The organism is Niallia oryzisoli (assembly GCF_036670025.1).
Classification (GTDB): Bacteria; Bacillota; Bacilli; order Bacillales; family Cytobacillaceae; genus Bacillus_BD; species Bacillus_BD oryzisoli.
Window position 1 is genome coordinate 5,534,325 of the sequence record NZ_CP137640.1, and the last position, 12,852, is coordinate 5,547,176.

Genomic DNA, 12,852 nt, shown 5'->3' on the forward strand with positions numbered 1-12,852 from the left:
TATCAAGCTACAGCTTTGAGGCTAGCTCTTTCTTTTTTGCCGTGAAGCAAGAAGTAGAGAGCAGTGGATACCAAAACGATAATACCTAAAACCTGGTACAACGTACTGTAACTCGTATATGGAATGAAGAATCCTAGCACATAAGGGCCAAATCCAAGTCCTGCGTCTAGAAAAATAAAGAAAGTCGAAGTTGCCAGCCCCATGCGATGGGAAGGAGTCAGCTTCACAGCGATCGCCTGCGTGCATGACTGCATGTTGCCAAATCCAAGACCAATCAGGATACCCGATAGAAGCAACGTCAGGCTGTTATGAGCTGAGCCTAAAAGCAGCAAACCAGCGGTAAAAAGAATAAAAGCTGGGTACATGATAAAGTTTGCCCCTTTTATATCCATTAAGCGGCCTGTGAATGGACGGGAAAGCAAGACCGCAACGGAATAGACAAGAAAGAAGAAACTTGCTGCACTGACTAGATCCATTTCAACAGCATAGAAATTGATAAATGATAGAACACTAGAGTAACAGAAAGCGACAACAAGCGTAATCAGGGCAATCGGAATAGCTTTCGGCTCGATGAAATTGGAAAGTTTGAAGCCTTTTGATTCGGATGTCTTTGCTATGGTCTCCAAGGCCGGAACTTTGACAAAGAACGAGGTAATCAAACTAATGATGCCCAAAACTAGACAAAGACTAAAAATCACTTGAACACTTGTGTGCTGGCTCATATACAGCCCAATGAACGGCCCGATAGCTGTCGCCAATGTAGCACTCATGCTGAAATAGCCGATCCCTTCTCCCTTTCGCTCTGCTGGGATAATCTGCGCCACAATTGTTCCTGTTGCAGTACTCGCAACCCCCAGCGTAATCCCGTGCAATAAACGGGTAATAAGCAGGAAGGTAATACCTATTTGGATAAAATATAGAGTCGTTGCTAATATGTAAAGAATTAATCCAATGATTAGCATACGTTTACGTCCAATTACATCAATGATGCGTCCGACTAACAAGCGGCCAATTAGAGCCCCTACAATAAAAATCCCTGTTACAAGACCGGCCTCACTTGTTGATGCGTGATATTCATTTACTGCATAAATGCCGATAATTACAATTAATAAATAGAACACCAATGTTAACAAAAAGTTGGCGCCCGAAACGATGATAAAATCCTTCGTCCATAATTTCGGTTTATTCACTTTTTCTCTCCTCTCGCTTCATAATATTTTCCTGAATTTTAGGAAGGGTTTCGAACGTAATCATTTGCTCTTCAGCAGTGATCCCCTCCATTACCTGATGTTCCAAATCAGTTATTTTTGTGCGAATTTCCTTGTAGATCTTTTCCCCTAATTCTGTTAACTGTATCACTTTTTCCCGCCGGTCCTTACCAGGAATTTGCTTCACGATCTGCAGCTCTTCCAAACGGTGAACCCTTCTTGTGATTGTCGGCTTTTCAACATTATAGTAGCTGGAAATATCTACTAGTGTTGAAGGCCCGTTATTTTTAATATACAAAATAACCTGCCATAAAGAATAAGAAAGCTGATAAGAACTCATTAATTCATTCAATGTCGTGATTAGCGGGCGGTACAGTCTTAAATAACTCTGAAAAAATCCCTGCAATACTTTCGCTCCTTTCTACGAATACAGTTACTATGGGTAACTATTAGCTATAGTAACTATAAGCAGTTTTTAAGTTAATGTCAATGGTAATATGATTAATATGGTTTGAAATGAATATCCCTTTATAGTCTTTTCAATGTTTATAATCCCATTGATAACCTATGTGTTTGGGATGGAGAATATGAAAAACGAGCCAGGAATCAACCATAGCTCGTTTTGTATTATTGCTTTCGCGATTGAATCAGCTCAATCAACTCAGGATTAAATCCCTTCACAGCACGATCTCCCACGACAGTAACCGGCACACCCAAGAAGCCATATTTCTCCACTTCTCTCTTATGCTCCTCACTAGTCGTGATATCCCTAACCTCAAAAGGAACCCCCTCCGCAGTCAACATCTGCTTCACCACACTGCACTCCACACAATCATCCATCGAATACACAATAACAGGCTTATCCATCATTTCATCCTTTCCGAAGCACGGGGACGGTTCTCTTGCTTCCTACTCGTTCATTTCATTCGTCCACTGGATCCTGACCGGAAGCATAACAAAAGATCCCTTGCTTCAGGTATTAACTTGCACCTTTCTCCAACTATACCACTGTTTATTTACAATTCACCAACAAAAAGGAAGCAGGAGAACCGTCCCTCCGCGTCTAAAGTGAAGTAAAAAAAGCCCTTTGAAGGGCTTTTTTACTTCCAGATAACGGAACCAATAATAACTTCATTGGTGAATCAAAAAAATTTTTAGCAACATCCGCCATAGCCACCAAAGAAGCTAGCTCCAATAATAATCAACAAAATAAACAAAACAATAAGTAAAGCAAATCCACCGCCGTAGCCTGCACCTGCACCTGCGCCCATACTCTCCCCCTCCTTTCTCTAATCCCTAAATAAGATATGTTAAACGAAAAAAAGTGTATGGGCTTGTTTACTTGAAGTGAATATATACCCGCAACAATCAATATCCGATAGCATCGGCCTGAAACTCATGACTTTTCGCTTGAGAGAGGTTTATTCAGCATATTTCATTTCATTTACTTCCTGTATTCTCCAACCCGTTCCATCAAATGTAAGCTTTGACACACTGCCATTTTTAACAATTTCTCCTGACACTTTATTTGCATCAATTTTTTCAAGAATGGCGTTAATGGTAATACCATGGGAAACAACTAAAATATCGCCACCGCCATTTTGATAGGCCTGTTCCGCAATTTCTTTAAATCCTTTGTATGCCCGGTCTGTTAATTCTTGATAACTCTCTGCTTCACCTGATTTATCCAAACATGAAAGGGTATTGATTAACACTTTATATGGATTGTCACTTTTTTTGAAGAACTCCCCTTCATTTCCCATTTGCATATGATCGGCTGCCAGCCTCCAAAGGACACTCATTTTCTCTCCCTCAAATTCCCCGAAATAAACCTCGCGTATTCCTTTGTTTTCGATAGGCTGCAACCCCTTTGCCTTGGTGTGATTTTCCGTTAAAATCAGTTTTGCCGTTTGAATGGCTCTACCACTATCACTCGAATAAGCTGCAACAAAAGATACGTCTGCTAACCCTCTACCCACTCCTATGACCAAATCTTCACCAGAAGGGGTGAGAGGTCCATCAGCCCAACCTTGAGCACGATCATTTTGATTCAAAATCGTTTTCCCATGGCGAACAAGATATATGGTTACGGTTCCAGGTTCATTTTGATTTACTACCTCTTTATTATTTATCGTTACATTCTCTGCATAAATTGGATTTATGAAGGTTGTTAAGCAAATAATAATAACAAACATAAAAGCAATAAAAAGCCTATTTTTCACCTTTCCATTACAACTCCTTTTGATAGAACAAAACGAAATTAAGTATGATATAAGGTATAGTTTGTTCATATTCAATAGAGTTATCCGTAATGGAATTCTTCTCTTTCGAAGCAAAGGGACGGTTCTCTTGCTTCCTCTTGAAAATAGAAGTATTGAACCGTCCCCCTGCTTTTATAAGAACCCCTGCTTTTATCTTTCCTTACTTTCACCTACAAATTGATTCTTTCCTGCACCCATTCCGACAATAAAGATCAGCACGGACACAGCTACTAACAAGAGGAGCGGAGTGGTCCAGCTATTCGTAGCATCGTGCAGATAACCAAACAGGGTTGGGCCCGTTGAAGCAAGCAAATAACCGACGGCTTGAGCCATTCCTGACAATTCAGCTGCTTGCTGTGCATTCCTGGTACGAAGGCCGAAGAAGATCATCGCCAATCCAAAGGAAAATCCTGCCCCAATTCCAAGAATGATAATCCACAAGAGGGTCAAATTCTTGCTGCCATACAGTAAGCCAATGTTTCCAATGAAAAGACTTAAGGCCGTAATGGCCACTAATAAACGTTGGTTAGACATACGACCAGCAAGAATTGGTGCGACAAATGTTACCGGCAGGACGGTGATTTGCATGATTGAAAGCAGCCAGCCGGCTTGGTCTGCGCTCAAGCCTTGTTCTTTTAGCAGCTCTGGCAGCCATGTAACCAGCACGTAAAACACCATCGATTGCAGTCCCATATACAATGTGACCTGCCAAGCAAGCGGGGATCGCCATAGATTCACATGCTGCTCAGCAGTTTGGTGAGAAACAACCGGTGCAAGGCCCGTTCGCCGTTTCATTTGCGGCAGCCAGAATAGAATCGATACGAAGCTCAAAATCCCCCATAATCCTAAAGCCCCCTGCCAGCCATACCCAAATCCAATTGCAACGGGAACACTGATCCCGGACGCGATGGCGCCAAATAAATTCATCGAAATCGAATAAACCCCTGTCATGACGCCGATTTTTTCAGGAAATTCCCGTTTGATCAGACTTGGCAGCAATACATTACCAGCAGCGATGGCCAATCCAAGGACCGCCGTACCGATATATAACGTGGCTACACCGGATATGGAGCGGAGCCCTATCCCGATAGATAGAAAAATAATCGCTACCATTAGTACCCCTTCAGCGCCAAATCTTCGCGCTAACTTTGGAACAAAAGGAGAGAAAAAGGCAAAAGCAAGCAATGGTACCGTGGTGATCATCCCTGCTAATGTGTTCGAAATATGCAGATGATCGCGGATGAGATCAACTAAAGGCCCGACCGAGGTCAAGGGAGCCCGTAGATTAATAGCGATAAAAATAATGCCTACTAGAATCACCCAAGCAGCCTGCGGCTTGGACACTACTTTCGGCTCTTTTTTTATTTGATTGACGACATTCATGCGTTCCCCTCTCTTTGTTAGTAAGTTAAAAATTTTCAGATAAGTATTGGTAAAAAATAAAAGGCTGCGGCGCCTTCCTTGTAGAATTTATTTTACCTTGTTTTTCGTTCATTTAATAGAGAATCGCTCAGAGAAATGAGGGGTATTCAATTGATGCATTTGAAAACCTTGGTGTGAAGCCTCTTCCAGAAATCGATCATTGTGGCTAAAATAAAGGAGACAGAACAATCTGAAAGGAAGCTGACTCTATTATGGAAAAAATCATGTTTATTGAAACTGGGATGGGAATTGACGTACACGGTCAGGATATTACGAAAGCAGCTGTTCGTGCCGTTCAAAATGCGATTCATTTTAATTCAATGCCGGGACTTCGCTCAGTCCTGCCCGGGAACAGCTTGGACAATATGAAGGTGAATGTCAAATTAGCGGTTCCATGCGATAAAGAGAAACTAGACTCTGAGGTTGTAAAAGAAGCTTTGCCATATGGACAAGTCACGATTGAAGTGATGGATGGCGGTATGATGACAACAAGCGGAGTGGTCATCGAGGAAAAAGGAGATAAGAATGATCTAATGTATATTGTTGTCGCTTCGGTTGAGGTTGGGTATTAAGGGATTACATAGTGGGCATGGGTAAAAGTTGTTTGTTACCATGCCCCTTTTTCATTCAGCAGGCAATTTGTGCAAAAAGCCAGCCACTCAAACAACTTCAAAGATTGGAAGCAACTTTCCACCGTCAAAACGGAAGCAACAGAACCGTCCCTCTGCTTCTTAATTCAAATATTCAATAATATAATGTTCCTTATCCAGAACATTTAATTTCATAAATGATATTGTAATAATAGAAACAATTAAAAAAATGAATTGGGGGATTATTGTGATGAAAAAGAAGATTTTTGTCATTCTTGCTTCTCTGTCCATTGCTTTGTCAATCGTTTTATCGTTAGTATCACCAACATCCGCTGCAGCATCATGTCCGGACGAGGGTGTTTTTACTCTTACAAGTGACAGTCAGGGTAACAAGCTTTTTAACGGTTCCCATAAAACGTTTACGGTTACACTGACAAACCCAATCTTCGGTACACCGGTTCCATATGAAACAATAAATGTAACCTTTTTAGAGAACATTAATATTGCCCCAGGTACGCAAAAAAAGGGATACGTTATTAACAGCTCTAATCAATCAGTTACCCCTTACCAAGCAACAGATGGCACAGAAAACGTTGTTACGATCAAAACAAACGAGGCTGGAATAGCAACCTTTACAATTACCGGTGAAAATACTACGGTTACTCCACTTGTATTCTTGGATAGAGGCAGTAAGGCATGGGATTCTAATCCTGATGACAACTCTGTTTATGTCTATGTTTCAGATTACCGTTTTGATGAAGCAACCGAACATTGCGCAAAGGCGAATCCGGTTACTTTTTACCAATTCATGGCGAACCCAAGGGATTATAAATTAATGGACCCTCGTTTAAAAATTTTACCTTATCCATATTACAATGTTGATCCAATCATTATTCCTCATTAATATGGCTTACAAATAGCACATTTTTATAAACCGCTAGAGATGCTAGCGGTTTTTTCTTGGGTCGAAGGGACAGGCACCGTGACCCAGGGTCACGGTGCCTGTCCCTTCGACCCATTAATCGATCATTTATAAAAACTGTTATACAGGTAGACAGCAAGCTGAATTTTCAAGTAATACTCATAATTGTCAAAATCCACTCTTAATATTTCCTCTATTTTTTTATGCAATGATATAGTGTATTTGGGTGAATTTGAAACCCTTTGGCTGTAACCGCCATGGAGCCATTATTATGGACGTAACTAATAAGGTACATAACAGGATAGAACATCATAATCAGAAATAGATACATAAGCTGGCTTTGTTTTCGTACGAAAAAGAACAAATAGGTCCGCAATTACTTTTTCAAAGGTAGAATGATCAACAGGATAACACTTGCCCTCAATGTAATCCGCATAAAAAATCGTCTTTTCCATTAAATGATTCATTTCTATAATGATGGATTTCAACCCCTGTTTTCTATCGATAACCGTGTCAGATGGTTATGTATTTCAGTCCTCTGCAGCAAAAGCCCATTTGTCACTTCAAGCTTAGTTAATAAATAAGTGACTTACCTAGATTTTTCTGAACATCTTCGTGAAGCTGGGCATTATGAATCCCAACAGCAACTTGAGAAGCAAAACTCTGAAGCAGCAAAAGATCTTTCACCAGGCATCTCTTCCCTATCAAAGCGATGAAGAGTCATCACACCAATTCGTTTATCCCCAAACATAGTAGGTACAGACAAAAGAGATTTAATTGTTCTTTCGGACGCACCTGCAGCGTGTAAGATAGTGTAATTATCCTCACTTAAACCTTCCATACTGTCATAAATCTCTTTCGTCGTTCCAATCAATCGAACACAGCCGTCTCTATAGACTTTCCCAACAATGGACTCGCCGACATTTACTCTAAAGGAACGTATTTGCTCATTAAATCCGACGTATGACTTGATGATTAACTTCTTTGAATGCTCTTCGAAAAGTTGGATGAACCCAGCGTCTTCTTATGAAATCAAACAAAAGGTATTGTTAAAAGCAAGATATTAAAGTACACATTATCTAAAATTTCAAATAATTTTATTGTTATGAAACATTTTTTCGTTCTTGTCCATATGATAAAAATACTTTTGATAGATGGTAATGAGTTTATCTAATTTTTGACTAAAGTAAATGGTCCTGTGACTATTCAAACCAGTAGCTGCAGCAGATTGGATCATTTCATTTCTCAAATGGTTGATCCTATGTTCTAATCTATCTATTTCTGTATAATTCTTATGAATTCTCATAGTCACCATTCCATTCTTTTTTAACTGTCAATCTATAACATAAATAATGATTTCATTATTTTTTGACTTCTTATTGGGTTTTCAATGACTTTATTATTTTTTAACAGCTCTATCATCCTTGTATCAATTTAATGTTCAAATTCCCGGCTTGTAGTCAACCTGTGCGGAAAATTCGCCGATTCTTTCGATGTGAATGCGTACAGTATCATCTTTTGTAATAGAAGCGACACGCCTTCAAGTATACCAGCTGTAATAATATCTCCCGGTAACAGTGTCATGACATTGGATGCCTCCTCAAAGAATTTATAGCAATCGTAAATGAGATCACTTGTATTGGCGGATTGTCTAATTTCAACGTTAACCCATAGATTCATTTGCAGTTGATTGGGATTCTCCATTTCGTCCCCTGTTACAATCCATGGACCGATTAGTGTAAAGATTTCGAATGATTTACGCCACGGTCTATGTGTACGTATCAATTCGCAAACCTTGATCATTCAGCACTGAACTTTCCTTATAATCCTGTTATTGGTCGGGAATAAACTAAGGGGAAGAAACTTCTCGGCTGTGCTTGAAGTACATTTTCTTCTACTTCCTCTAAGCTCAACTTGATGCTCGTCTTTAAGATCCAGCACGCCTTGGATAAAGCAGTGCGTACCAACCTGAAAAAGTCTAAAGTTTTTATGCAATGATAATAATATTTTATATTCTAAAAGCCTCTGCTCAAGCAGGAAATAAATCAGTTGTTAAGCTTTTTTTGAAGCATCGTTTCATAATTTTGCCCCATTACAGAACTAACCGGAAGTCCACTTCTAATTGCCGTTGCCATCCTTTCTTCTTTTTCCATGATTTTTTTCGCTTCTTCAATTATCATTTCTGCTTTGGAACATGGAAGAAATACGATTCCGCTTGCATCAGCTAAAACTAGATCATTGGGGAAAACGTCAATCCCCTCTATATTAATCTTTTCATTGAATGACTGTTCTATAAGCCTCCCTCGAGCCGTCGTTGGAACTGAGGAACGAGCGTAAACAGGGAAATCAATCGACTTCATCTCATCAACATCTCGGCAGGCTCCATCAATAATAACACCGCTTATCCCTTTTAACGATGCTGCAATTGCTAAATTACCTCCCCACCCGGCAACTTTGTCTGAAAAATGTTCCACTACAATTACATCTCCATTGGAAGCAGCTTCAATTGCTGCTGTACCCAGATGTCGATTTGAGGTTTGTTCTTGAGTCTTCGGTACAAGTTTTACTGTTACAACTCGGCCAACTATTTTCTTTTGCACAGTTATTTGTCTCATCCCTGTAGCAACTCCATTTACATTTAAAGCATCAAGTGCATCTGAAATAGCACATGAATCCAGATTGCTTAACTGTTTTACTAATTTATCTTCAGTCATTTCTAACCCCTCCTTCCGTCTAAATTGCTCCACAAGGGATAATAATATTATAAAATATCGAAGTTTAAATCTATATTTAATAATATTTGATACTTGCGGATCCTTTTGTAACCACTCTTCCTTCAGCTGTTTCTGCCAAAATATCTAAATCAATCAGTTTTTCTTGCTCATTCTTTTTCTTAGCAATAGCTTTACAGATTACTTTATCCTCAATAAACACCATACCTCTAAACTGGACCTTTAAATTTTTTACAAAACCATTTTCCCCTACAATATCCTTCAAATGCTCTCCCAAAAATCCCATACTAAGCATTCCGTGGGCAATAATTTTTGGTAGCCCTACCTTTAGGGCAGTTTCTTCATCTTGATGAATCATATTAAAGTCACCAGATGCACCTGCATATTTCACTAATTGCACTTTTTCAATAGGCAATTTTTCTAAAATCATCTCTTCATTCAAACTAATTTCTTTCCAAGTTAAGCTCATTCTTATCTCCTACCTTTATCGATTTGTATTGTCAAAACTTTATATAGAAATAAGTTAATAAATTCTATATTAGAAGGCATTATAAGCCAAAAACCTTCCACTCCCAGAGTTTTAGAAAAAGTGAGGCTATCACTCCAAACAACCTTACGTCAATCACAATTCACCTGAATCTTCTGAATAATTATTTGGAGACGAAACTTTACACTCGTGTCCAGTATCGGTGGTATTATCTCGTTTTCTTTTATCGGCGCTGACATAAAGTTACTTCAGCGATTTGGTAAAGTGAACTTTAAAAAAACGAACTTACCAATGACTTAATACTGGAACAAAGGCTTATTCGGCATGACTTCCTTTGTTCCCTTCATTGTTGTTCAACATATAAACAAACCATCAGATTGTTTGTTGAGAGTGATTGCAGTACTACCACTAATTAAGTAGAATTTATTGTGAATTTTCCTTAAGCTAATTGAACACTTTTACATTACCTATCGATGTATAATTGTCGCTCTACTCTTATAGACCAATTGACCATTTTCATCTTCGCCTCTAGTCTCAATAATATAAAATGTCATTAGCTCTTTTCCTTGCCGTTCAAATACATCGACCAACTCACTTCTACACATTAAAATATCTCCTGCAACAAGTGGACGTTCATAATCATACTCTTGTTCTCCATGCAAAGTTCGAGTCAATTCTAAGTTCATACCAGGTTTCGGAAGGTGAAAGGTAGCCGGAAAAGTTGTAGGACATACCAGACTACGGTAGCCTTTTTCTCTTGCATACTCCTCATCGTAATACAAGGGATTGTTAGCACCAATAGCATCTGCAAATTTCCGTACCGCCCCTTTCTCAACCTCTACTTTTGTCCAATCAGTTTTTATGCCAATCAAACTTGTATCTACCATTATATTTCCCCCTTATCTATATATTACTAGTTATCTATATTACTAGTTATCTAGGTTAAAGATCCTCCACTAATGTTAATTACTTCACCAGAAATATAATTTGCTTGTTCACTTACTAAAAAAGCCACTACATTTGCAACATCTTCAGGTTGACCAACTCTTCCAAGAGGTATCATTTTACTTGCTCCTTTTTTAACCTCCTCAAAATCTTTTCCCATCCTTTCAATTGTTGCTCTCGTCATATCCGTTTCAATAAACCCAGGTGCCACACAATTCACATTGATACCGTATCTTCCCAATTCAATAGCAGCTGTTCGAGTTAGAGCTTTTAGAGCTGCTTTTGCGGAAGAATAGTTTGCTTGACCTCTTTTCCCAACTGAGCCTAAACTACTAGTATTTACAATTTTTCCATAATTTTGTTTAACCATAAACTTTTGGACTGCTTTAATCATTAAAAAACTTCCTTTTAAATGGGTATCTAAAACGAGATCCCAATCTTCTTCTTCCATTTGAAAAATAAGTTTATCTCTCGTTACTCCAGCCACATTTATTAATATATCGATTTGTCCATAGTGTTGATTTATTTTATTGACAGCCTCTTCTATTTGGCTTGCTTTTGATACATCACAAGCAACTGCAAGTGCTTCTCCTCCCTTAGATTTAATATAATCTACTGTATTTGCACCATAATCTTCCTTTAAATCAATTACAGCAATTTTAGCTCCTTCTTCTGCTAATCTTTTTGCCACTGCAGCTCCAATCCCTTTTCCCGATCCTGTAACAACTGCTACTCTTCCTTCTAAACTCTTCATTTTATAAATACCTCTCTTTCAATAAATAACAAATTGATCTATGTTTACTAAGTCTTTGTAAAAAACGTAATTATCTTTAAGATTAGATTCCCACTCTATTTCTATCTTAATTTTTGCTTGGTTTCCATCCGTAAATATCCATTGTTGTCTTCCCTTTTTTGATTTCTTCTCGGATCACCTTTTCCAAATCTTCCCTCTTCTTGGCATTATTTAGTACTACAGGTACTTTTTCTTTAGGAATAACGACTACACCATCACTATTACCTACAATTAAATCTCCCGTAGAAATAGTAACCTCTCCAATTTTGATAGGATCATTGATGGTTCCCCCACCTTTTTTTGTCGTTCCCCGAATACATAATCCTCTTGAAAAGACAGGAAAATTCGCTTGAATAATATCATCATAGTCTCTAACACACCCATCGATTACAATACCTTGAATTCCCCGTTCTAGTGCAGCGTGAGTCATTATGTCGCCCCAATACCCCGCTTCATATTCCCTTGAAGTCTCCACAACCAAAACATCACCTGGCCTTGCAAGGGTAATCGCTTCATGAAGCATAAGGTTATCACCTGGAGGGGAGCTTACAGGAAGTGCTGGTCCACAAATACGAAAGTGTTTAGAAATTGGTTTGATCCCTGAAGATAATGCGCCTTTCTTCTCTGAAGCCTCTAAAAGGGTTGCGGGCGAATATGATCTAGCAAGATCGATATACCGCTGTTCAAGGAGTTTTACATCTTTGCTTAGCTTGGCCACATTTACACCTACATTCATTTTTGATTTTACTTTTTATCACGAGGGTTACTACTCTTGTTTTGTTTGCAGTTGGTGATATCCATATTTCTCTCGTGCTAATTTAAGTGGCATACCTTCCATTACGAACTTTCGAATGCCCTCTTCTTTTTCTTCAATTGATTGTGCAATTGCTAGGATTGCTTCTTCATGCTCTTTGTGAATAACTAGGACACCATCATCTGTACCATATATAATATCTCCAGATTTAACTTGCACATTTCCTATTGACACAGCAATGTTATAAGCAGCAGCTTCGACACGGTCTTTTCCTGTACGTATGAATCTCCCTTTACTAAAGATAGGATAATTAACTTCCAGACTGTAATGTATATCACGACAGACACCGTTAATAACGGTACCCTCAATCCCCTTCATATGTGCTACAGAGGTTAAAATATCCCCCCAAACAGTACAGTCAGTGCGACCTTCATTATCTAATACAACAACACTTCCAGGTTGAACATCATCGATAAAGTCCCCAACGTTTCCTTTTTCCTTTCTAACAGGCAAATACTTGACAGTAAATGCACGACCAACCATCTTGTGACCAAAGTTAATTGGAAATATCCCTTTACAAGTGCCGTTTATACCAAGTCGATCCATTGCATCTGAAACAGCTGCAATGGAAACCTTTTTAAACCCTTCAATTATTTCATCCACCATTTTCCCTCCATTTTAAACAAACTGAATTTATCCTTTATATTGAATTTAACAGGAATAACCCTTATTTCTAAC

17 protein-coding genes are annotated in these 12,852 nt (G+C 38.7%); 2 read left to right on the forward strand and 15 right to left on the reverse strand.

The annotated features are described in order from the left end of the window. Positions 1-2 precede the first annotated feature (2 nt). The 6 genes from R4Z09_RS27570 to R4Z09_RS27595 form a co-directional block, all read right to left on the reverse strand. Positions 3-1,190, reverse strand: coding sequence for an MFS transporter (locus R4Z09_RS27570; RefSeq protein WP_338449862.1), 1,188 nt, complete (start codon positions 1,188-1,190; stop codon positions 3-5). Beyond that, on the reverse strand, positions 1,183-1,614 hold the full coding sequence (locus R4Z09_RS27575; RefSeq protein ID WP_338449863.1) for a MarR family transcriptional regulator: 432 nt from the start codon (positions 1,612-1,614) through the stop codon (positions 1,183-1,185). Before R4Z09_RS27575 ends, R4Z09_RS27570 begins: the two co-directional genes overlap by 8 nt. Positions 1,615-1,835: 221 nt before the next feature. Then, positions 1,836-2,075 (reverse strand): glutaredoxin family protein, encoded by a 240-nt coding sequence (locus R4Z09_RS27580; RefSeq protein ID WP_338449864.1) that lies wholly within the window; start codon positions 2,073-2,075, stop codon positions 1,836-1,838. Positions 2,076-2,362: 287 nt separating this feature from the next. Then, positions 2,363-2,479, reverse strand: a complete 117-nt coding sequence (locus R4Z09_RS27585; protein ID WP_338449865.1) for a YjcZ family sporulation protein — start codon at positions 2,477-2,479, stop codon at positions 2,363-2,365. 150 nt (positions 2,480-2,629) lie between these two features. Next, entirely contained in the window at positions 2,630-3,430 is an 801-nt protein-coding gene (locus R4Z09_RS27590; protein WP_338449866.1) for a histidine phosphatase family protein, read from the reverse strand. A gap of 189 nt (positions 3,431-3,619) precedes the next feature. Next, positions 3,620-4,852 carry an MFS transporter gene (locus R4Z09_RS27595; protein ID WP_338449867.1) on the reverse strand — a complete coding sequence of 411 codons (1,233 nt, stop codon included), beginning with the start codon at positions 4,850-4,852 and terminating at the stop codon, positions 3,620-3,622. A gap of 251 nt (positions 4,853-5,103) precedes the next feature. Here R4Z09_RS27595 and R4Z09_RS27600 point away from each other — a divergent pair, with 251 nt between their 5' ends. Both R4Z09_RS27600 and R4Z09_RS27605 read left to right on the forward strand, forming a co-directional pair. Beyond that, the gene (locus tag R4Z09_RS27600) at positions 5,104-5,463 is read left to right on the forward strand and encodes a Lin0512 family protein (protein WP_338449868.1); all 360 of its coding nucleotides are present in this window, start codon (positions 5,104-5,106) and stop codon (positions 5,461-5,463) included. Between the two features lie 268 nt (positions 5,464-5,731). Next, positions 5,732-6,385, forward strand: coding sequence for a hypothetical protein (locus R4Z09_RS27605; RefSeq protein WP_338449869.1), 654 nt, complete (start codon positions 5,732-5,734; stop codon positions 6,383-6,385). Between the two features lie 299 nt (positions 6,386-6,684). Here the strand turns inward: R4Z09_RS27605 and R4Z09_RS27610 are convergent, their stop codons facing one another. The 9 genes from R4Z09_RS27610 to R4Z09_RS27650 all read right to left on the reverse strand — a co-directional run bounded on the left by R4Z09_RS27610 (position 6,685) and on the right by R4Z09_RS27650 (position 12,777). After that, on the reverse strand, positions 6,685-6,891 hold the full coding sequence (locus R4Z09_RS27610; RefSeq protein ID WP_338449870.1) for a hypothetical protein: 207 nt from the start codon (positions 6,889-6,891) through the stop codon (positions 6,685-6,687). A gap of 599 nt (positions 6,892-7,490) precedes the next feature. Further along, complete coding sequence (locus R4Z09_RS27615) at positions 7,491-7,718, reverse strand: aspartyl-phosphate phosphatase Spo0E family protein (protein WP_338449871.1); 228 nt, start codon at positions 7,716-7,718, stop codon at positions 7,491-7,493. 119 nt (positions 7,719-7,837) lie between these two features. Continuing rightward, complete coding sequence (locus tag R4Z09_RS27620; protein WP_338449872.1) at positions 7,838-8,206, reverse strand: fumarylacetoacetate hydrolase family protein; 369 nt, start codon at positions 8,204-8,206, stop codon at positions 7,838-7,840. Positions 8,207-8,448: 242 nt separating this feature from the next. Further along, positions 8,449-9,117 carry a hypothetical protein gene (locus tag R4Z09_RS27625; RefSeq protein ID WP_338449873.1) on the reverse strand — a complete coding sequence of 223 codons (669 nt, stop codon included), beginning with the start codon at positions 9,115-9,117 and terminating at the stop codon, positions 8,449-8,451. 76 nt (positions 9,118-9,193) lie between these two features. Continuing rightward, positions 9,194-9,604, reverse strand: a complete 411-nt coding sequence (locus R4Z09_RS27630; protein WP_338449874.1) for a MaoC/PaaZ C-terminal domain-containing protein — start codon at positions 9,602-9,604, stop codon at positions 9,194-9,196. 485 nt (positions 9,605-10,089) lie between these two features. Next, entirely contained in the window at positions 10,090-10,509 is a 420-nt protein-coding gene (locus tag R4Z09_RS27635) for a MaoC family dehydratase N-terminal domain-containing protein (protein WP_338449875.1), read from the reverse strand. 50 nt (positions 10,510-10,559) lie between these two features. Continuing rightward, positions 10,560-11,321, reverse strand: coding sequence for a 3-oxoacyl-ACP reductase FabG (locus tag R4Z09_RS27640; RefSeq protein ID WP_338449876.1), 762 nt, complete (start codon positions 11,319-11,321; stop codon positions 10,560-10,562). Positions 11,322-11,427: 106 nt separating this feature from the next. Beyond that, on the reverse strand, positions 11,428-12,096 hold the full coding sequence (locus R4Z09_RS27645) for a 4-carboxy-4-hydroxy-2-oxoadipate aldolase/oxaloacetate decarboxylase (protein ID WP_338449877.1): 669 nt from the start codon (positions 12,094-12,096) through the stop codon (positions 11,428-11,430). Between the two features lie 30 nt (positions 12,097-12,126). Next, entirely contained in the window at positions 12,127-12,777 is a 651-nt protein-coding gene (locus R4Z09_RS27650; RefSeq protein WP_338449878.1) for an RraA family protein, read from the reverse strand. Positions 12,778-12,852: the final 75 nt, after the last annotated feature.

Excerpts from the sequence above, each read along its gene's own strand:
- R4Z09_RS27640 (WP_338449876.1), bottom strand. The coding sequence starts at position 11,321 with ATGAAGAGTTTAGAAGGAAGAGTAGCAGTTGTTACAGGATCGGGAAAA.
- R4Z09_RS27630 (WP_338449874.1), bottom strand. The coding sequence starts at position 9,604 with ATGAGCTTAACTTGGAAAGAAATTAGTTTGAATGAAGAGATGATTTTA.
- R4Z09_RS27580 (WP_338449864.1), bottom strand. The coding sequence starts at position 2,075 with ATGGATAAGCCTGTTATTGTGTATTCGATGGATGATTGTGTGGAGTGC.
- R4Z09_RS27585 (WP_338449865.1), bottom strand. The coding sequence starts at position 2,479 with ATGGGCGCAGGTGCAGGTGCAGGCTACGGCGGTGGATTTGCTTTACTT.
- R4Z09_RS27645 (WP_338449877.1), bottom strand. The coding sequence starts at position 12,096 with ATGAATGTAGGTGTAAATGTGGCCAAGCTAAGCAAAGATGTAAAACTC.
- R4Z09_RS27600 (WP_338449868.1), top strand. The coding sequence starts at position 5,104 with ATGGAAAAAATCATGTTTATTGAAACTGGGATGGGAATTGACGTACAC.
- R4Z09_RS27615 (WP_338449871.1), bottom strand. The coding sequence starts at position 7,718 with ATGGTGACTATGAGAATTCATAAGAATTATACAGAAATAGATAGATTA.
- R4Z09_RS27625 (WP_338449873.1), bottom strand. The coding sequence starts at position 9,117 with ATGACTGAAGATAAATTAGTAAAACAGTTAAGCAATCTGGATTCATGT.
- R4Z09_RS27605 (WP_338449869.1), top strand. The coding sequence starts at position 5,732 with ATGAAAAAGAAGATTTTTGTCATTCTTGCTTCTCTGTCCATTGCTTTG.
- R4Z09_RS27595 (WP_338449867.1), bottom strand. The coding sequence starts at position 4,852 with ATGAATGTCGTCAATCAAATAAAAAAAGAGCCGAAAGTAGTGTCCAAG.
- R4Z09_RS27620 (WP_338449872.1), bottom strand. The coding sequence starts at position 8,206 with ATGATCAAGGTTTGCGAATTGATACGTACACATAGACCGTGGCGTAAA.
- R4Z09_RS27635 (WP_338449875.1), bottom strand. The coding sequence starts at position 10,509 with ATGGTAGATACAAGTTTGATTGGCATAAAAACTGATTGGACAAAAGTA.